Source organism: Myxococcus guangdongensis, from assembly GCF_024198255.1.
Classification (GTDB): Bacteria; Myxococcota; Myxococcia; order Myxococcales; family Myxococcaceae; genus Myxococcus; species Myxococcus guangdongensis.
Genome location: NZ_JAJVKW010000016.1, coordinates 181255 through 199443 on the forward strand (window position 1 = coordinate 181255; position 18189 = coordinate 199443).

Consider the following 18189-nt stretch of genomic DNA (forward strand, 5'->3'; position numbering starts at 1 on the left):
CCTGTCTCCCATGCGACCCCTCGTTCCTTCCTACGTCGAGACGCTCAAGCCGTACGTCCCGGGCAAGCCCATCGAGGAGACCGAGCGCGAGTTCGGGCTCTCGGGCGTCATCAAGCTGGCCTCCAACGAGAACCCGCTGGGGCCCTCTCCGCGGGCGCTCGAGGCGATGCGGCACGCGTCGTCCCAGGTGCACCTGTATCCGGATGCCACGTCCTTCCACCTGGTGCGCCGGCTGGCCGCGTCCCTGGGCGTGCAGCCTCAAGAGGTCGTGCTGGGCAGCGGCTCCAACGAACTCATCGAGCTGCTCATCCGCACCTTCACCACGCCGGAGGATGAGATCCTCCTGTGCAAGAACTCGTTCTCCGCGTACCGCATCTCCGCGCAGGCCCATGGGCGGCCCTTCGTGGAGGTGCCGATGCGCGAGGGCTACCAGTACGACTTGGAGGCCATGGCGCGCGCGGTGACGCCGCGCACGCGGCTCATCTTCCTGGCCAACCCGGACAACCCCACGGGCACGGCGTTCGGCCGCGAGGCGCTGGAGAAGTTCCTGGCGGCGGTGCCTCCCGAGGTGCTGGTGGCGTACGACGAGGCCTACTTCGAGTTCGTCGACTGGCCCGAGTACGTGAGCGGGGTGGAGATGTTCCGCCGCCATCCGAACCTCGTCGCGCTGCGCACGTTCAGCAAGATTCACGGGCTGGCGGGCATCCGGCTGGGCTACGGGGTGATGGACGCGAAGCTCGCGACGTACGTGCAGCGCACGCGCATGCCCTTCAACCTCACGGTGGTGGCGCAGGCGGCGGGGCTCGCGGCGCTCGAGGACACCGAGCACGTGAAGCGGACGCGCGAGAACAACCGCGAGGGATTGCGCTACTTCGAGGCGGAGCTGCCCAAGCTCGGAATCACGCTCACCCGGAGCCACGCCAACTTCGTGTTCGCGGACTTCCGCCGCTCGTCCACGGAGCTGTACGAGCTGCTCCTGCGCAAGGGCATCATCGTCCGGCCGTTCGCGAACGGAGGCTTCCCCACCTGTCTGCGCATCTCGGTGGGCACGGCGTCGGAGAACGAGCGCTGTGTGCGCGCGCTGAAGGAGGTGCTCGCGTGACGAGCGCTCGCTGCTTCATCGTCGCCATCGACGGCCCCGCGGGCGCGGGCAAGTCCAGCGTGTCCAAGCTGCTGGCGCGAAGGCTCGGCTTCAGCCTGGTGGACACCGGCGCCATCTATCGCTGTGTGGCATTGCTCGCGCGGCGTGAGCGCATCGCCTACGACGACGACGCGAGCCTGGGGGAGCTGCTGGGCCGCGTGCACATCCACTTCCAGGTGGTGGGCGAGGAGAACCGCGTGTTCCTCGGCGGCGAGGATGTGTCTGGCGAGATTCGCTCGCCGGAGATCTCCATGGCCGCCTCGCAGGTGTCGGGCCGTCCGGTGGTGCGCGCGGGGCTCCTGCAGCTCCAGCGGCGGCTGGCGCTCGAGTCGACCAAGGGCTCCATCCTCGAGGGACGTGACATCGGCACGGTGGTGTTCCCGGACGCGGACGCCAAGTTCTTCCTGGAGGCCAGCCCCGAGGTGCGCGCGCGTCGCCGCTTCGAGGAGCTGTTCCAGAAGGGCGTGGAGAGCAGCATCGACGACGTGCTCGCGGACCAGACCAAGCGAGACAAGGATGACTCCGCGCGCGCGGTGGCCCCGTTGAAGGCCGCGGATGACGCCGTCCGCGTGGACTCCAGCAGCCTCCCGTTGTCGGAGGTGGTCCACAACATGGAGGCGGAGATCCTCCGCCGCATGGCCGCGCGAGGGTAGGGGACGGGCGGGCCGCTGAAGCAGGCCCGCCGCCGCCCACCCTCAGAAGGTGACGCCCTCCTTCGAGGGGGCGGGCACCACGAGCGACAGCCGGGGCTGCTGGGTGCCCTGGGCGTCGTAGAAGCCGTGGTAGAGGAACAGGTCCGCGACCACCTGCTTCACGTAGCCGCGCGTCTCGCGGAACGGGATGGACTCCACGAAGAGGTCCAACGGCAGATCGCCGCGCTCCTGGGCCCACTTCGCCGCGGCGGTGGGCCCCGCGTTGTAGGCGGCGGCCGCGAGCACCGGATGCGCGAAGCGCTCCATCAGCCGTGACAGGTACCAGGCGCCGTAGCGGATGTTCCGCTCGGGCGAGAAGAGGTCCGCCGGCGCGGGGGCGGGCTCGGCGAGCTTCAGCGCAATCTCCGTCGCCGTCTTCGGGATGATCTGCATCAACCCGCGCGCGTCCGCGGCGCTCATCACCTCGGGCTTGAAGGCGCTCTCGCGGCGCATGATGGCCCAGACGAGGAACGGGTCCACCTTGTGCGCGGTCGCCGCCTGCTCCACCGCATTGGAGAAGGCGCGCGGGTAGAAGGCCGCCAGCGCATCCGGCTCGCGAGAGCCGAAGGCCCGGCCCCACAGGTGCCGCGCCGCCACGGTGTGCGCGTGGCCGAACTCACCCAGGCTCAGGAGCGCGTGCGCGAACGGCAACGCCTGGTCCGCCGAGCGCAGCCTCGCCACGTGGGACTCCACTTCATCCGCCGCGTCCCGGAAGAGTCCCGCGCGCGTCAGCTCCACCGCGAGCGCGAGCTCGGGAGGACGCGGCAGCTCCAGCGCCAGGGGCGGCTTGGGGAATCGCGCCGGCGCAGGTCGTCCCAACTCCTGAAGCCGCTCGGCGGCGAGCAGCGCGTAGAACGACGCCGGTGACGAGGCGATGAGCCGCTCGTACTCGGGCCCCACCACCTCCGCGGTGGCGCCGCCCAACTCGCGGCTGCGCGCAATCCAGTAGCGCGCCTGGGGAGCGAGGCTGCCCCGGGGATATGCCGTCACCAGCGCGTCGAGCGCCTCGCGCGCCTGGGTGTAGTCCGCGAGCCGCAGGTACGCGAGCGCGCGGAACCACATGCCCTCGTCCCGACGACGCGAGCGCGTGTAGCGGTCCGCGTGCGCGGTGAAGGACTTCGCGGCCTCCTCGAAGCGGCCCGCCTGCAAATCCAACCAGCCCGCGAAGAAGGCGCCTTCCTCGCCCGCCGACTGCGCCGCGTACTTCTTGGCCAGGCCCGCCATCAGCTCGCGAGCCTTCTCGTTGTCATCCGCCCGTAGGGCCCGCCGCGCGACGACGAGCTCCGCCTCCGCGGCCGTCTCCGCCGAGCCCTTTCGCGCGAGCTCCAGCTCCTTGTGCGCCTCCGCGTCGCGCTTCTGCGCGAACAGGCCCTTGGCCCTCAGGAGCGACACCTTCGCGGACTGTTCCTTGCCGAGCTTCTCACCCGTGAGCGCGTCCAGCTCCGTCAGCGCGCGCTGCGAGGCACCGCCCCCGAGGAAGCCCTCGGCCCGTCGCGTGCGCTCGGCGAACCCCAGGCGCACCGCGGGGCGACGCTCGGCGAGCGCCTTCAGTGCGTCATCGGCATAGGGATGCGTGGGGAAGCGCAGCGCGACCTCCAGCAGGTCCGCCTGCTGTCCCGCGCGGTTGCCCGCCTCGCCCCGCGCCTGCGCCCGCTGGAACAGCAGCTCCGGCGTGGGCGTGGCCTTCACCGCCGACTCGAGCACTCCCACCGCCTGCTTCGCCTTGCCGGCCTTGAGCAGGGATTCGCCCAGCCGGGCTCGCGCCCGCGTCACCAGGTCCAGCGGGGCCCCCGGGAACTCCAGCACGCGGGCGAAGTCGAGCGCGGCGCCCGGCGCGTCCCCGGCGTAGAAGCGCGCCTGGCCCAGGTAGAAGGCGCGGTAGGGCTCCAGCAGGGCGGGGGCGGGGTTGGCCGCCAGCATGTCGCGGGCCTCGGCCGCGCGTCCCTCGGAGAGGGCCAGTGTGCCCGCCAGGAGGCCCAGCCGTCCGGCGTCGGCGCAGCGCTTCGCCGCGCACTCCGTCCACTCCCGCTCCGCCAGGGACGTCGCGTCCGCCTGGTGCAGCCGCACGGCCTCCAGGGTTGTCGGGGATTGTCCGAGGGAAACCCCCAGTGCACACCCCGCGACCATCCCCATCCAGCTCATGTGGTTCTTCCTTTCACGACGCGGCTTTGCGACCTGCCAACGAGATGCATCCGTCAAGCATTCCCCTCTCACACCCGGGGGGTGGTTTGACAGCCGGCCCGACAAGTCCTAAATCCGCGCGCCATCGGGCTGGTCCGAACTGTTCTTCATCCGCAGCATTCGCTGAAAGCGTTCAGGCGATTACGTGCTCTTGGGTCCGTCGAGTGGACCCGTTGCGTCACCCGGGGTGCATCACTACGTTGCGCGGCCGTCGCACGCTACCCCGGTCCGTCCGAAGCCAGGCGGGACCTGTCGTCCGGTAACACAGCTCGTTCACAGCGCTCGGGGGGGAAACAGCACAGAGGGAGGGCTCCATGAAGCCGTGTCCAGCCGATCTGCCGCAAACCATCAATCCCGAGGCCGGGCCGAAGCGTGCCGGCGTCGAGACGCATCGCAATCTGAATTGCCATCAGTACGACAACTGCCTGGATGAGGCGGTACGTCGTGGATGGCAGTCCTTCACCTGCATGAAGTGCCCGATGTACCAGCACGTCGCGCCCCCTCAAATGGGGCTCGAGGCGTACGCCACCCAGCGTCGCCCCGTCTGATGCCGCACCGGAGTCGCTTCACCGTGTGAGGGGATGCCCCGTTACGGAGAGGGGCGCCCCACACGGAGGTGCCGCCCGTCGTCACTGGACGGCGGCGTAGATGACGGCCACCCAGTATTGCTTCGCGCCGAAGCGCTTCGAATCCCCGCGCACCACCCCGACGCCCACCCGATTGTTGGTGGCCTCGGCGACGCTGCGGGACTCGGGCAGCGCGGCCGGGTCCGACACCACGAAGAAGTCCACCGACGCCGTGCCCGCGTCGGGCAGCACCTGGAACACACGCTCGTGCAACGGCGCCTCGCCCGGCTGCGCGGCGGGTTGATCCGTCTCCAGCGCGTGCCGGGCGTGTGCCTGCGCGAGCGACTCCAGCACCTCGCTACGAGCCATGGGGGGCAGCTTCTTCGCCGTGCGGTGGCGGGCCAGCGCGTCGTAGGCGTCCTGTCTCGGATTCTCGGGGTCCGCGGACGCGGGTGACGCGGCGGTGAAGACCTCGGTGACGATGGCCTCGTTGCGTCCGCCGACCTTCTGGAAGGTGACACCCACGCCCATGAACCGGAAGCCCGGGTCCAACAGGTTGCGGCGGTGGCCGGGGCTGTGCTCGATGCCGAAGTGCGCCGCGAGCGGCCCGGCGGCCTGGCCCAGGTTCTCACCCGCCCGCACGTAGCGCGTCCCCGGCGGAAGTCGACGGGTGAGGGTGCTGCCGTCCGGGGCGACGTGCGCGAAGAAGCCCTCGGTGGACATGCGCTGGCTGTACGCCTGCGCCACGCGCTCGAGCAGCGGATCCGGTGTCAGCTCCACCAATCCATGCGCGCGCCGCAAGGCGTTGATGCGCTCATGGAGGGCCACGCGCGAGGCCTCCACGGTGGTGGGCTCCACGTTGCTCTCGCGCAGCCCGCGTCGGCGCACCTCGCCAATCTGGGTGAGGAACAGCGAGGTGACCTCCGGCCCCGCTTCGCCTCGCGCCACCACCTCCACCGTGTAGGTGCCGGGGGTGAGGAAATCCAGGCGCGAGCAGAAGTCGGAGCCCTGGGTGCCTCGCCGCGTGAGCGGGACGATGATGACCTCGCCATCGGGACGGGTGACGTAGATCTCCGGCTGGCTCAGGGAGGGGCCGAGCCGTCCGCAGAGCGTCTGGACCGCGCGCTCGCCGGGCATGACGCGGGGGAAGGGCTTCAGCTCCGCCTTGCGGTCCGACAGCAGCGTCACCAGCGCGGCGCGCTTGTCGACGAACGCCACGCCCACGCCGAAGTGGGTGGCCCGCTCCGTGTTCAGGTCCGGCCGGGCTCGCAGGGACTCGAGCGCGTGCTGGTGGGCCCATGCGCGGATGACGAGCGCCCGGGGCGCGGGGTCCGCGGCGCCCGCGTCGCTGATGGCCTCGGTGAGCGTGAAGAGGTCCGGCGCGCCGGTGAAGGCCCCGCTGAGCGCCTCGCGCGCCAGCCGTCGGGCGGCCTCGACGAGCGTGGCGTCCTCGGCGGGGGCGCGGCGTCCCACGCGCTCGAACTCGCGCACCACGTGCTGCGCGGCTTGCTGCTCCATGACCTCGGTGGGCGTCTGCGGCACCTTCGGCTTGGGAGGCGGCGCGGGGGCTTGCTGGGGCGCCGGGGCCGGCGGACGCGGCGCGGGCGAGGCGGTGAGCAGCACGGCGAGGGCGAGCACGGCGATCATCGTCCCTCCCAACGGAAGGCGAGCGCCTTCACCGTGTCCGCGCCCAGCCGCTCGTTCAAGCGGGCGCAGAGCGAGGCGGCCTCGGGCTCCAGCGTGCGCGCCCACTCGGGGCTCGTCACCGACACGAGCAGGGTGCCCCCCTCTATCGCGCGTGGAGTCGCATGGCGGGCAATGTGCGCACCCACCACCGAGGCCCACACCGGTGCCAGGGGATGCCCACGCCCGGACTCACCGGCGAGGCGACCCAGGACTCGGGGGAGAAGGCTTTCAAGTGACTTCGGCTCGCCACGGGCCATCGCGCGCGATGATGATTCGTGAGACTCTGAAAGCCAACCTTCCATTGCGTGATGGAAGGGCGAGCGGGCGGCCGGGTCCGACGAAGTCCAGTGGAGGTAGGTCGAGCCTCCACGACGTCGCGCGTCGGTCGTCGTACCTGTAAGGTCGAGGGTGTTCCGCCCCCCGGGAGCCGCATCGCATGAGTCGCTCGCTTCATCCCTTCCTGCTGTCGGCCCTCGTGTGTGTGTTGGGGATGCTGGCGGGCTGTGGTGGGGCCTTCGACTCCTCCCCAGGCATCCCCGCGGAGCCCAAGCCCAAGCCGGGGGCCTGCGCGGTGGACCAGGACTGTCCGGACCCCGCGCTCTTCTTCTGCAACACCGCGCAGTCCCGCTGTGAGCCCGCGTGTCGCACGCGCGCCGACTGCGGCTCGAGCCGGCGTCAGGAGTACGCGCTGCTCATGTGCGACACCCCGATGGGGTGCGAGTGCGACATGAACCGGTGCGTGACGGCGCTGTGCGCCGCGGATGCGGACTGCGAGGTGGACGAGGTCTGTCGCGACGGCGCCTGCGTCTCACCGCCGGCGCCCGTGCTCGCGGCCTCGTGTCAGGTGACGCCGGACGTCGTCATCGGACGGCCGGGCACGGCCATCGTCTTCAGCGTGTGGGCGCGCGACGCCGCGGGCAAGCCCGTGGTCCCTCGCGAAGGAATCTCGTGGGAGGCGCGCGCGCCGATGGTGAAGGGGGGCGGGTCGGGGGCCCGGGTCGCGCTGTCCCTGGGAGCGCCCGGCGTGGACCGCGAGGCCGTCACCGTCCGGGTCGGCTCGGCTGTCTGCTCCGCGAATGTCACCGTGCTGAGCCCGGAGGTCCCCGCCGGCGGGGTCCGCGTGCTGGTGGTGGACGAGCTGACGGGACGCTCCCTGCCGCTGACCACCATCGCCATCTCCAATGAGAAGGGCGAGGTGCTGAACACCGTGCTGACGGGGCTGGATGGCGCCGCCTGGGTGCCGGCGTCGGGGACGGTCGGCGTGACGGCCTTCCATGCGGACTTCGGCTACCTCACCCTGGCCCGCCATGACCTCGAGGAGGGCCGCGACCTGCGCCTCGCGCTGCGGCGCAATCCGTTGGACCTCTCCGGTGGACTCCAGGTCGACTTCGTCGAGCCACGCGTGGTCACGCCGCCGCCGTTGACGACGCAGGCGCGGCTGCGGTTGGGATTGACGGGCCTGTCGGTGCCGGGACTCTTCTCCGAGGTGTCGACGGAGACGTTGCTGGGCTTCGAGCGCGAGGTGGAGGTGGACGCGGGCGGCGCGCGCAGGCTGTCGCTGCCGTCGGGCACGGCGCTGTGGGTGGAAGGTGGCGTCGCACCCCGGGCGTCCGCTCCGGGTGTGGCGGGTGTGTGTGATCTGTCGTTGTCGGGCGTGTTGGAGCCGGAGGTGTCCATCGCGATGGGCGCGTGCGGCACCCGCTCGGCGTGGGCCGTGACGGGAGGCCTGCCGGTGGCGGAGCTGCCCCTCAACGCGTTCGACATGGGGATGGATCCGCTGCTGACGCTGGGGCGGCTGCTGGTGCTGTCGCCCGACTTCCACTCGTCGGTCGTGCGGGACGCGTCCTTCCGCCTGGTCCCCACGCCGGGTCTCGTCGAGGGTGCGCCCCGGCCGGACGCGGTGACGTATCCGGAGGCCGTGTCGCTCGACTTCGAGGGGGTGCGACTGGCGTTCCCCTTCGCCGTGCGCGTCCCGGCGCTGCCTCGCTACCGGGGTGCGTATCTGGACCGGGCGTATGTGCTGAGCACCGTGGCCGCGCCAGGACGAGGACTCGTGCCGCTCGGCCTGGGCGCCGCCGCCAATGTCGCGCCGGCGGATCCGAACACGGACGCGGACTCGCGGCTGGGGCAGCCCGGGTTGATGTCCGTCCGCATGGCCCCCGCGCACCACGGTCTGGAGGGACAGCCCTACCGTCTGCTCCTGGGCGCCTCGTCCCGCGCGGCGCGGGATGATGCCTCGGCCGGCGTGGCGACGAGCCTGGTGGTGGCGGACCTGGCGGGGCCGCTGTTCGACCCCGCGGGCGAGCACCCGGTGCAGACCTCCGCGGGCTTCCTGCCCATCCCGGAGCGGGTCCACTACAACTTCGATGGCGCGGTGGAGGCCCAGGCGCTGGGGCCCCGTGAGCTGCGCGGCGTGGTGGACGGGCCCGCGACGCTGATCCGCGTCGTCTTCACCAACCGCGTCGGGCGCAGGTGGACGGTGCTCGTCTCTCCCGATGATCTCGAGAACGGTGTCCGGGTTCCCCGGGCGCCCATGGGCATCGAGGACCGGACCTTCTTCGGGGACCACCAGGGCTCGCGCTCGCTCTTGCGCACGGAGGTGTTGCAGGTGACGGGGCGGGACTCGCGGGATGGGCTGGGGCCCTCGCGGCTGGCCTTGGCCGACGGGCCGGGATTGGACCATGTGGGAGACCTGACCCGGGCGGCGTCGGCACTGGACGTGGGACGCCCCGAGATTGCCTGGCTCTATCCAGAGCTGGAGGGGCAGCGGCTGACCCGGGGCAGCGCGGTGCGGGTGCGCGTCACCGGTTTCCGCCCGGGGACCAGCGCGGAGGCGGACGGCCGCGTGCGCATCATGGTAAGGGGCGGCGCCAAGGGGTGCGAGGAGGTCCTCGTGAGTGACACGGCCACATCTCCCACCTCGGGCGAAGTGGAGCTCCGGCTGCCAGCGAGCTGCTCCGGCCTGGGGGTGTCGCTCATCGCTTCACTGGAGGACCCCCAGGGTCGCCTGCTCCGGCCAGCGGTCTCGGCCCTACGAGGCGTGGACATTCCCTAGATCAGGCGCGGATTCCCTACCCGGAGTCGCGTGCTCTGACTCGCTTTCTTGTTTTGCAGGGTGGTAGCGTTCCGAGGGTCGTTCGCTGGAGGAGTGGTGCAGAACGAGACGGTCGTCACGGTCATCTCCAAGATTTCCGACCGGCCGGTCAACCTCGACGCGGCGCTGGTGGTGATCTACGGATTGGACCTGGGTCGGAAGCACGATTTGACGCGCGAGGAGACCCTGATTGGTCGCTCGTCGAAGTCGGACATCCAGATCGACCAGGAGTCGGTGAGTCGCAACCACGCGGCCATCTCCAATACCCGGGAGGGTGTGCGGATCCGCGACGCGGGCTCCACCAACGGCACGTTCATCAACGACGAGGTGGTGGAGGGCGTTCGCGAGCTGCGCAACGGCGACCTGGTGAAGATCGGCCGCACCATCTTCAAGTACATCGCCGGTGGCAACATCGAGGCGGCGTACCACGATGAGATCTACCGGCTGACCACGATGGACGGCCTGACGCAGATCTACAACCGGCGCTACTTCGACGAGCAGCTGGACCGGGAGCTCTCCCGCAGCCGGCGCTACGAGCGAGGGCTGTCGCTGGTGCTGATCGACATCGACCACTTCAAGAAGGTGAACGACAAGTTCGGCCACCTCGCGGGGGACTCGGTGCTCAAGCAGCTGGCGTCCACGGTGCGCACGCGCATCCGACGTGAGGATGTCTTCGCCCGCTATGGCGGCGAGGAGTTCGCCGTCCTGTTGCCCGAGGTCGCGCTGACCGGCGCGCGCCAGCTCGCAGAGAAGGTGCGTCGGCTGGTGGAGAAGCAGCGCTTCGAGTTCGACCGTCAGGCCATCCCCGTCACCATCTCCCTGGGGGTGGCGGTGCTGGATCCTCGCCACCGCGAGCCTGGAGACCTGGTGCGCGCGGCGGACGAGAAGCTCTTCGAGGCGAAGACGACGGGCCGCAACCGCGTCGTCGGCTGAGGCCTCGTTCGGGGCCGCGCGGAGGATTCGCGCGAGCCGGTGGTGACTTCAGCCTCAGCCCGCGAAGACGGAGCGACGCTCGCGCAGCAGGGAGTGGAGCATGCCCTGAATGGCTTCGCGGGTGCGCTCGGTGAGCCGTCCCACTTCGCCCAGGTCGTCCGCGGCCTCGGGGGGCAGCCCATCCATGGCGATGGGCTCGCCGAAGCGGATGCTCCACTTGGCGGGCAGGGGCAGTGGGCCCGGCATCAGCGGCAGGTAGGGCAGGCCGAGGAAGCTCGCGGGGATGCGGCCGAGCATCGGCGACGTCTCCTCCGCGCCGACGATGGCCACCGGGACGATGGGCGCGCCGGTGCGCAGCGCGAGCTTCACGAAGCCGCCGCGGCCGAAGCGCTTGAGCCGATAGCGCTCACCGAAGGGCTTGCTGAGTCCCTGGTAGCCCTCGGGGAAGACGACGAGGGGGCGCTGCTCGTCGAGCAATCGCAGCGCGTTCTCCGGGCACGCGCGCACCGCGCCCAGGCGGTTGAAGAGCGTGCCGAGGACGGGCGCATGGAAGACCTGGTCCTCCACGAGCCAGCGCGGCTCGCGCAGGTCCGGCCGCTCGCGACCGAGCGTGAGCGACATCACGAGGCCGTCGTAGGGCAGGGCGCCCGAGTGGTTCGCGACGAGGATGACGGCGCCGCCGGGGATGTGGTCCGTGCCCTGCGCGGAGACCCGCCAGTACTGGCCGTAGAGGAACTCGAGCACCGGCTCCAGTCGTTCGACGAGGGACGGGTCCTTGCCGTACTCGTCCAGGTTCGCGCCGCCGCCTGTTCCCAGGCCCGCGCGCACCGCGTCCAGCATTCCGTTCATCGCGCCCCACGCGCGCCCGAGTCCCTCGCTGGCCAGCGCCTGTCCGGCGATCTCCCGGGCCAGGGCCAGCATGCCGCTGGCGCGTTGGGCGAGGGGACGGGCGGACCCGGTGTCGCGCGACGGCTCGGAGGAGACGCCGTGGGGGAAGGCCTCGTCTCGCGTGGGAGGCACCAGGGACAGGGGGCCTCTGCGGCCCGGGGGGAACTCGTCGCGCGTCGTGTCTGGCATTTCCACCTCGGGCGCCTGGAAGGAGCTGTCCACCACGGGCCTGGAGATGGTCCGCTCCCAGCCGTCCTCGACCTCCTCGGGTGTCTCGTCGAGGTCCTCGAGCTCCAGCACGGCGCCGGCCATGGCCAGGTCCTCGCGCAGCTCCGGCTCCGAGGCTTCTTCGTCTTCGTCCAGCTCATCGAGGAAGCCCACCGTGGCGCGCTCCTCGAACGATTCGGTGAAGGGGGCCTCGGCGGAGCGGTGGACCATCACCTCGGCGACGGCGAGCTCGGCGGCGCTCTCGGCGACCTGCGCGGCGACGGTGGCGGCGAGCTCGCGCTCGTGCTCCGGCTTGCGCGTGACGGGGCTGTGGTCGAGGACCTCCTCCACGGCGGCCTCCGCCAGTCCGGTGGCCATCTCCGTGGCGAGCAGCCGATCCATGGACTCCTCGCGGCCTGCGCGTCGGTCCATGGCTTCGTCGACGGCGTGCTTCGCGGTGACCTCGGCCACCTCGGCGGCCAGGGCTTCCGCGAGCGCGTGGTCCACGCCGCGCTGCTGGGGCGTTCGCTCTGTCGTGCGGTCCTCGAGCACCGCCGGGGCGCGGGAAGGAGGGGGCGCGCGTGGCGTCATCGGGGCCGCGGGCTCGCGCAGCGGCTCGACCTCGTTCTCCGTGGAGGCGAGCGGGCCCGTGTCGGGCGTGCCGGAATCGCGTGAGGCGTGGCTGGACGCGACCGGAGGCCGAGAACTGGCCGCGTGAGATGGGTGGATGGCAGGGGTGAGCGGAGGCGTCGATGTTCCCCTGAGGGTGTCAGTCGCGGACGCGGCTCCTCCACGGGGCGTACTTGCGCCCGTGGTTCTGTCTGCGTGGGGCGCACTCTGGCTCTCACCGAGGGCGCTCTTGTTGGCTTCGGAGGGCGTGCCGCGCGCCGTGGTGAAGGGCCGCTTCAGGCCATCCCTTGCGCCAGGATTGCTTCCCGAGGGTGAGCCATGCACGGAGGCAGGGGGCTGCTTCGCACCCGTCGAGGCATCGCGTGCGGCCCTGTTGTTCCGTGACGTCGAGTCGGGCTTCGTCGTGGCGGAGCGCTTCTCTCCATTCGCTCCACCCCGCGCGCCCTTGCCGTTCCGAGCAGGCGAGTCGTGCCGTGCGGAGAAGGACTTCGCTCCACCCCGCGCGCCCTTGTCGTTCCGATCAGACGAGTCGTGCCGTGCGGAGAAGGACTTCGCTCCACCCCGCGCGCCCTTGTTGTTCCGAGCGGTCGGGTCGTGCCGTGCGGTGAAGGGCTTCGCTCCGTCGGAGGCACCCTGTGCGCCCTTGTTGGTCCGAGTCGCGTCGTGCTCCGAAGAAGCGTGCTTTGCTCCCTCCGCTGCCCCCCGCGCGGGCTTGCTGTTCCGGTTGTCGGTGTCACGCCCGGGAGGCGCGGACCTCTTCGCGTCCTTCGACAGGGTGCGTCCGTTCATTCCGCTCGCGCCCCGAGCCTCGGGGCCACGGCCCTTCGACTTCCCCGGTGCGGGCTTGCCACCACGCGCGGGCTGCTTCTTCGCCTCGGTCCCGTTCTTCGCGGGCGCCGCGCCGTGCTTCTTCTCCGCGCCCTCGCGCTCGGAGGGCGAGCGATCCCGCGGAGGGGTGCCGGGTTTCGTGCGCTCGCCTTCGCGGGAAGCGGCGCCGCGCTGGAAAGGATCGTTCCCGAGGACACCCTTGGCCATCTCTAGCTCCTCTTGAGCGCCGCCGCGGCGTCCCTGACGTGGTGGAAGGGGATGAAGCCGAGGGCAGTCTCCGCGCGTTCGCCGTCGGCCACCCACGAGTAATGGATGTAGTCGAGAAGGGCTACGGGCAACGTGTCCGCTCCAACCACATCCAGCGCGTGGAGTGCGCCACGGAACAATGGGCCGGGCAGGGGGAGCGGCCGGGCACCCGCCTGTCGGATGAGGCCGGACAGCGGGAGTACGCCTCGGCCAACGATGTTGAACTCCCCGGAGGCCTCCGCCCGCAGCGCCAGGTGCAGCGCCCGCCCCGCGTCCTCCTCGTGCAGCCCCTGCCACAGCGGGTCGAACCCCAACAGTGTGGGAACCACGGAGGTGCGCGTCAGCAGCCGCGTGACGGGGCTCTCGAACGCGCCCCCCAACACCGGCGCGAAGCGCAGCACGAGCACCTTCATCTCGGGGTGCCGCTCACGGAACGCCCGGACCTGTCCCTCCACCTCCACCTTGTCGGTGACGAAGCGGCTGTGCGGACAGCCCTGCAGCGGCGAGTCCTCGCGCAAGAGCGCCGGGTTGCTGCCCCGCGCGCCGTACACGGCCGTCATCGACGGCACCACCAACCGGGGAATGCGCGCGCGCCCCGCCGCGGTCAGCACGTTCATCGTGCCGATGACCTCCAGCTCGTGCGCCAGCGAGCCGTTGCGGATGGGACCGAAGAGGAACGCCAGGTGGTAGAGCGCGTCCACGGGGCGCTCGGTCAGCGCGTCGGTGAGCTCGCTCTCGGCGTCGTGCCGTGTGAGGTCCACCCGGTGGAACTCCACCTTGGCGCCGTCGGGACGGTTCACGTCCAACACGACGATGCTCTCCACCTCCGGGTCGCGCTCGAGCCGGGGCAGCAGCAGCTTCCCGTACTCGCCGCTGGCTCCCGTCACCGCGACACGCAGCCGTCCCTTGCCTGGTCGTGACTCGTCCATACGCGAGGTCTCCTGTTAGCCCAGCCGCTCTCGAATGTCAGCCTGCACGGCTCTGTCTTGCTGGACAACGTCCTCCGGGTGGCGGAGGGTGGACGATTGCCATGGCTCGCATCGCGCGTCTCAGTGACGTCCTCATCAACAAGATCGCCGCCGGTGAGGTGGTGGAGCGGCCCGCGTCCGTCGTGAAGGAGCTGGTGGAGAACTCGCTCGATGCCGGGGCGAGCACCGTGCGCGTGGACCTGGCGGGTGGGGGCGTGGACCGCATCATCGTGTCGGACGATGGACACGGCATGGGCCGGCAGGACGCCACGCTCTGCCTGGACCGTCACGCCACCAGCAAGCTGCGCGAGCTGGACGACCTGTTCCACATCGACTCCATGGGGTTCCGTGGTGAGGCGGTGCCCGCCATCGCCTCCGTGTCCCGCTTCAGCCTGCACACCGCCGAGGTCGGCGCGGACGTGGGCACGCGGGTGACGCTGGAGGGTGGGGTGGACGTGGTGGTGGAGGACGCCCCTCCGCGCACCGGCACCCTCATCACCGTGGAGGACCTGTTCTTCAACGTGCCCGCGCGCCGCAAGTTCCTGCGCCGGGGCGACACCGAGCTCAAGCACGCCGAGGAGGCCGTGGTCCGCCTGGCCCTGGCCAACCCGGACGTGGGCTTCTTCGCCACCCACGAGGGCAACGAGCTGTTCTCCAGCGCGGCCTGTCCCGAGGACCCGCGCGAGCGCATCGCCGCGGCCCTGGGGCCCGCCTGCCATCCGCACCTGTTCCCCGTCGAGGAGCGCCGGCTGGGCGTCAGCGTCACCGGCTACGCGGCCTCGCCCGAGTTCACCTTCCCCAACGCGCGCGGCCTCTACACCTTCGTCAACCGCCGCTTCGTGAGGGACCGAGGCCTCATCGGCACCATCCAGCGCGCGTACCAGGACTTCCTCGCCGCGGGTCGCCAGCCGGTGGTGGTGCTGAACATCGACGTGGACCCCGTCGCCGTGGACGTCAACGTCCACCCGCAGAAGCTGGAGGTCCGCTTCTCCGATGCCCGGGGTGTGTACGAGGCCATCAGCGCCGCGCTCAACCGCATGCTGCGCGCGGCCCCCTGGCTGGGCACCGGCCCCGACGCCCAGGCCGCCATGGGCAACACCCCGCGAGACGCCGCGCACTACGCGCACGCCGTGGAGCGCTTCCTCACCCGCGCGCAGGAGGCGTCGTGGGGTGGCCCGCTGCCCACCACGCTGGACGCCGCCGCGCCCGGTGGAGGCCCCGCGCCCCTGTCCGGTGCCCCGAGCCCCATGGCCGGGATTCCCGCGCCGTTGCCCTTCGCCCACTCGGGGATGCGCCCGCCCGCGTTCGGCGAGGCCCAGCCCCAGCTCAACGAGGCCCCGCCGCCGGGCTACTTCGCCGCGCTCAGGCCCATGGGCATGCTGGGGGGCCGCTTCCACATCTGCGAGGGACCGGGCGGCACGCTCGTGGTCCTGGACCCTCACGCGGCGCTGGAGCGGGTCCGGTTGACGACGTACCTGCGCGCGCTCGAGGACGAGAAGGGCCCTCCGGCGCCGTCGCTGTTCGGCACCACGCTGGAGTTCCCCGTCGCGGTGGCCAAGTCGCTCGTCGAGGGCCGCGAGGCGCTCTCACGACTGGGCGTCGACGTGGAGCCCTTCGGTGGCACCACCGTGGCGCTCAAGACGGTGCCGCCGGGACTCGAGGGCGCCGATGCCCGCTCGCTCCTGGAGGCCCTGGCGCGCGCGCTGCCTCCGCGGGGCGCCACGTTGGACTCCGTGACCTTGGCCGAGGCGGTGCGGGTGCTGGCCTGTCACGCCGCGCGCAAGGCCACCTCGGTGCCGCTGACGGACGCGCAGCTGCGCGCGCTCCTGGGCGAGCTGGACCGGGCGGACTTCCATCCCCCCTGCAGCCACGGCACGGTGGTGGTGCTGGAGATGCCGCTGTTGGAGCTGGAGCGCCGCGCCCGTTGACCCGGCCGGAAAGTTGACCCGTGGGAGGTCGCTGCTACGGTGGGCCACACGCCTGTAGCACCCGGGCGTTCCCCGGCACGGACGTCCAGGACGAGCACCCCTCACGGCAACGCACACGGGAGCGGCCACATGCGCGGTGTCATCACCCTGCGAGACGTGGTGTCCAACCTGGGCGTGGTGCTCCGCGAGTTCGGGGCCCTGTGTGTCGTCCGCTGCGTGGTCGCGTCGCTGTGTCGTCAGCGGACGACCTTCCTGGAAATCGCCGTGCGCTGCTCCAAGCGCACCTGACCTTCGCCTCCGAGTCCGATGCTCCGTCGCCTCCTGCCGCCCCTCGTCCTGCTCTTCGCCACTCCCGCCGTCGCCCAGGACGGGGAGGACCCCATCCCCGCGTCGCTGGACGGCGTGGGGCGCATCACCGTGCAGGGGGGCTGGCGCGTCACCTCCAACGAGACGCTCTACAAGACCTGGTACTCCGTCGAGGCGAACAAGGGCCTGGCCCGGGCACGTGAGACGGACGGCGGTCCGCTCGGCGTGGCGACCTTCGCCTACTCCATCTCGGACCTGGTGGAGGTGGGCATCGACCTCTTCTTCACCGGCTCCAAGCTCTACCTCACCAGCCCCGGCCTGGAGGGCGGCGCGCCCATGGAGCGCAGCCTGGAGACGCTGGGCTACGGGGCGCTGGTGGGCGTGCGCTTCCAGACGGTGCTCCCGGAGATCGGCCCGTATGGGCTGGTGCCCTTCGCGGGGCTCGCCACGGGGCCGGCCATCTCCAGCTCCAAGCTGTCCGGAGAGAAGCTGCAGGACAAGACCACCCAGGCCTGGGCGGGCTCGCTGGGGGCGACCTGGCGGCTGTCTCCCCGGTGGGGGCTTTCCGCCGAGTACCGTTTCATGTTCCTTCGTGGGCCGGTGGGACCCGCGCTGAACGACAGCGACAAGCGCATCGCCTCGTTCAGCCTGGGCGGCAGCTGGATGTCCCTGGGCGTGACGTACACTTTTCCGCCCGAGCCATCCCGCTCGTTCCCCGGCGGCCTGTAGCCCGAGCAGGCATGCGCCGAGCAGGTTGAACGCTTCCGGAAATGCGGCGGAACTCTTGCGGTGTTCCGCTGCGGAAATTGTCGCCGTATGACCGGGAGAACTCCTTACGATGCGTGAGTCGGCCGAGATCGTTACCGGGCCCAGGAAGATGTCCATGCCAGAGCAGGCGAAGACCGAGATTGATAAGGAATTGGCGGACCTCCGCCGAGAAGTCGTCGAGGCCCGCAACCTCGTCATCAAGAGTGACAACCTGCTGAAGAACCTCCACGCGGAGGTCAAGGCGGTAGGCAAGCGTCACGAGGACTTCCAGAAGCGTCAGTGGATTTCTTCCGCGGCGGCGTATGTGCTGTTCGCCGTCATCGCGGTGGGCGCGGCGGTGATGATCACCAGCGCCCGCTCCTCCAGCGCCACCAATGAGCGCGAGCGACTGGAGAAGATGGTGGCGGACCTGACGGGCCAGCTGGAGAAGCAGCGCGCGGACACGTCCTCGCACCAGACGGCCCAGCGGGGCGCCGCGGAGGTCTACAAGATGATGACCTCGCTGCCCGGCGACGAGCGGCTCAAGGGCATCGACGCGCTGATGAAGCTGGACACCTCGCGGCTGAGCTCGCTGGAGCGTCAGGCGCTGAACGACCGGGCCACGTCCCTGCGTCGTGAGACGGGCGACGCCGCCTTCGAGCGCGGGAAGATCGCCTTCCGCAAGAACGAGATGGACCAGGTCGTCTCGGAGATGGAGCGCTTCCTGGCCATGAACCCTCCGAACGAGCAGGCGCTGGACGCGTCGTTCTTCCTGGGCACGGCCTACAACCAGCTGCGCAAGCACGACAAGGCCGTCCCGCTGCTGGCGCGCTTCGTGGAGGGAGATCGCACCTCCAAGACGCGCGACTACGCCATGCTGCTGCTGGCCCAGTCGTACCAGGAGGTCGGGCAGATGGAGAAGGCGCTGGAGACGGCGCGTGACGCCGCGGGCAGCTACCTCAACAGCCAGTACCAGCAGCAGTTCCGCAGCCGCATCGCCATGGTGAAGCGCGCCATGAGCGGCAACACGGAGGCCGCCGGTCCGCCTCCGGCCGCCCCCGCCGCGGCGCCCGCCCAGCAGGTGGCGAGCCCCGCCGGTCAGTAGTCCAGGCCGTCCCCCCGCCCGCCCGCCGGGTGGGGAAACCACG

14 protein-coding genes are annotated in these 18189 nt (G+C 71.0%); 9 read left to right on the plus strand and 5 right to left on the minus strand.

Features of this window, described 5'->3' with window-relative positions; translation table 11 throughout:
• The first annotated feature begins 10 nt into the window (after nucleotides 1-10).
• On the plus strand, nucleotides 11-1102 hold the full coding sequence (hisC, locus tag LXT21_RS37150; RefSeq protein WP_254042970.1) for a histidinol-phosphate transaminase: 1092 nt from the start codon (nucleotides 11-13) through the stop codon (nucleotides 1100-1102).
• On the plus strand, nucleotides 1099-1794 hold the full coding sequence (gene cmk, locus LXT21_RS37155) for a (d)CMP kinase (protein WP_254042971.1): 696 nt from the start codon (nucleotides 1099-1101) through the stop codon (nucleotides 1792-1794). Before hisC ends, cmk begins: the two co-directional genes overlap by 4 nt.
• Nucleotides 1795-1836: 42 nt before the next feature.
• Here cmk and LXT21_RS37160 read toward each other — a convergent pair whose 3' ends face one another.
• Complete coding sequence (locus LXT21_RS37160) at nucleotides 1837-3975, minus strand: lytic transglycosylase domain-containing protein (protein ID WP_254042972.1); 2139 nt, start codon at nucleotides 3973-3975, stop codon at nucleotides 1837-1839.
• A gap of 353 nt (nucleotides 3976-4328) precedes the next feature.
• On the opposite strand from LXT21_RS37160, the gene LXT21_RS37165 reads away from it, so the two are divergent.
• Nucleotides 4329-4562 (plus strand): hypothetical protein, encoded by a 234-nt coding sequence (locus LXT21_RS37165; RefSeq protein ID WP_046713590.1) that lies wholly within the window; start codon nucleotides 4329-4331, stop codon nucleotides 4560-4562.
• Nucleotides 4563-4643: 81 nt separating this feature from the next.
• Here LXT21_RS37165 and LXT21_RS37170 read toward each other — a convergent pair whose 3' ends face one another.
• Complete coding sequence (locus LXT21_RS37170; RefSeq protein ID WP_254042973.1) at nucleotides 4644-6227, minus strand: CAP domain-containing protein; 1584 nt, start codon at nucleotides 6225-6227, stop codon at nucleotides 4644-4646.
• Entirely contained in the window at nucleotides 6224-6568 is a 345-nt protein-coding gene (locus LXT21_RS37175) for a DUF721 domain-containing protein (RefSeq protein WP_323395492.1), read from the minus strand. The genes LXT21_RS37170 and LXT21_RS37175 overlap by 4 nt, the downstream gene beginning before the upstream one ends.
• A 134-nt stretch (nucleotides 6569-6702) precedes the next feature.
• Here LXT21_RS37175 and LXT21_RS37180 point away from each other — a divergent pair, with 134 nt between their 5' ends.
• A complete protein-coding gene (locus LXT21_RS37180; protein WP_254042975.1) occupies nucleotides 6703-9321 on the plus strand; it encodes a carboxypeptidase regulatory-like domain-containing protein in 2619 nt (872 codons plus the stop codon).
• Between the two features lie 96 nt (nucleotides 9322-9417).
• Nucleotides 9418-10293, plus strand: coding sequence for a diguanylate cyclase (locus tag LXT21_RS37185; RefSeq protein WP_254042976.1), 876 nt, complete (start codon nucleotides 9418-9420; stop codon nucleotides 10291-10293).
• A gap of 54 nt (nucleotides 10294-10347) precedes the next feature.
• On the opposite strand, the gene LXT21_RS37190 is transcribed toward LXT21_RS37185, so the two are convergent.
• Nucleotides 10348-11979: a lysophospholipid acyltransferase family protein gene (locus LXT21_RS37190; RefSeq protein ID WP_254042977.1), complete on the minus strand. Its 1632-nt coding sequence runs from the start codon at nucleotides 11977-11979 to the stop codon at nucleotides 10348-10350.
• A gap of 1076 nt (nucleotides 11980-13055) precedes the next feature.
• Entirely contained in the window at nucleotides 13056-14021 is a 966-nt protein-coding gene (locus LXT21_RS37195) for an SDR family oxidoreductase (protein ID WP_254042978.1), read from the minus strand.
• A 101-nt stretch (nucleotides 14022-14122) separates the two neighbouring features.
• On the opposite strand from LXT21_RS37195, the gene mutL reads away from it, so the two are divergent.
• The 4 genes from mutL to LXT21_RS37215 all read left to right on the plus strand — a co-directional run bounded on the left by mutL (nucleotide 14123) and on the right by LXT21_RS37215 (nucleotide 18146).
• Entirely contained in the window at nucleotides 14123-15988 is a 1866-nt protein-coding gene (gene mutL / locus LXT21_RS37200; protein ID WP_254042979.1) for a DNA mismatch repair endonuclease MutL, read from the plus strand.
• A gap of 129 nt (nucleotides 15989-16117) precedes the next feature.
• Nucleotides 16118-16276, plus strand: a complete 159-nt coding sequence (locus LXT21_RS37205) for a hypothetical protein (RefSeq protein WP_170300476.1) — start codon at nucleotides 16118-16120, stop codon at nucleotides 16274-16276.
• A gap of 18 nt (nucleotides 16277-16294) precedes the next feature.
• Entirely contained in the window at nucleotides 16295-17023 is a 729-nt protein-coding gene (locus LXT21_RS37210; protein ID WP_254042980.1) for an outer membrane protein, read from the plus strand.
• 109 nt (nucleotides 17024-17132) lie between these two features.
• Nucleotides 17133-18146 carry a tetratricopeptide repeat protein gene (locus LXT21_RS37215; RefSeq protein ID WP_254042981.1) on the plus strand — a complete coding sequence of 338 codons (1014 nt, stop codon included), beginning with the start codon at nucleotides 17133-17135 and terminating at the stop codon, nucleotides 18144-18146.
• The last annotated feature ends 43 nt before the right edge of the window (nucleotides 18147-18189 follow it).

Bases quoted from the DNA above. Each gene is read 5' to 3' on its own strand.
- LXT21_RS37180 (WP_254042975.1), top strand. From the start codon at position 6,703: ATGAGTCGCTCGCTTCATCCCTTCCTGCTGTCGGCCCTCGTGTGTGTG.
- LXT21_RS37215 (WP_254042981.1), top strand. From the start codon at position 17,133: ATGCGTGAGTCGGCCGAGATCGTTACCGGGCCCAGGAAGATGTCCATG.
- LXT21_RS37175 (WP_323395492.1), bottom strand. From the start codon at position 6,568: ATGGAAGGTTGGCTTTCAGAGTCTCACGAATCATCATCGCGCGCGATG.
- hisC (WP_254042970.1), top strand. From the start codon at position 11: ATGCGACCCCTCGTTCCTTCCTACGTCGAGACGCTCAAGCCGTACGTC.
- mutL (WP_254042979.1), top strand. From the start codon at position 14,123: ATGGCTCGCATCGCGCGTCTCAGTGACGTCCTCATCAACAAGATCGCC.
- LXT21_RS37190 (WP_254042977.1), bottom strand. From the start codon at position 11,979: ATGACGCCACGCGCGCCCCCTCCTTCCCGCGCCCCGGCGGTGCTCGAG.
- LXT21_RS37195 (WP_254042978.1), bottom strand. From the start codon at position 14,021: ATGGACGAGTCACGACCAGGCAAGGGACGGCTGCGTGTCGCGGTGACG.
- LXT21_RS37165 (WP_046713590.1), top strand. From the start codon at position 4,329: ATGAAGCCGTGTCCAGCCGATCTGCCGCAAACCATCAATCCCGAGGCC.
- LXT21_RS37205 (WP_170300476.1), top strand. From the start codon at position 16,118: ATGCGCGGTGTCATCACCCTGCGAGACGTGGTGTCCAACCTGGGCGTG.
- LXT21_RS37170 (WP_254042973.1), bottom strand. From the start codon at position 6,227: ATGATCGCCGTGCTCGCCCTCGCCGTGCTGCTCACCGCCTCGCCCGCG.
- LXT21_RS37160 (WP_254042972.1), bottom strand. From the start codon at position 3,975: ATGAGCTGGATGGGGATGGTCGCGGGGTGTGCACTGGGGGTTTCCCTC.
- LXT21_RS37210 (WP_254042980.1), top strand. From the start codon at position 16,295: ATGCTCCGTCGCCTCCTGCCGCCCCTCGTCCTGCTCTTCGCCACTCCC.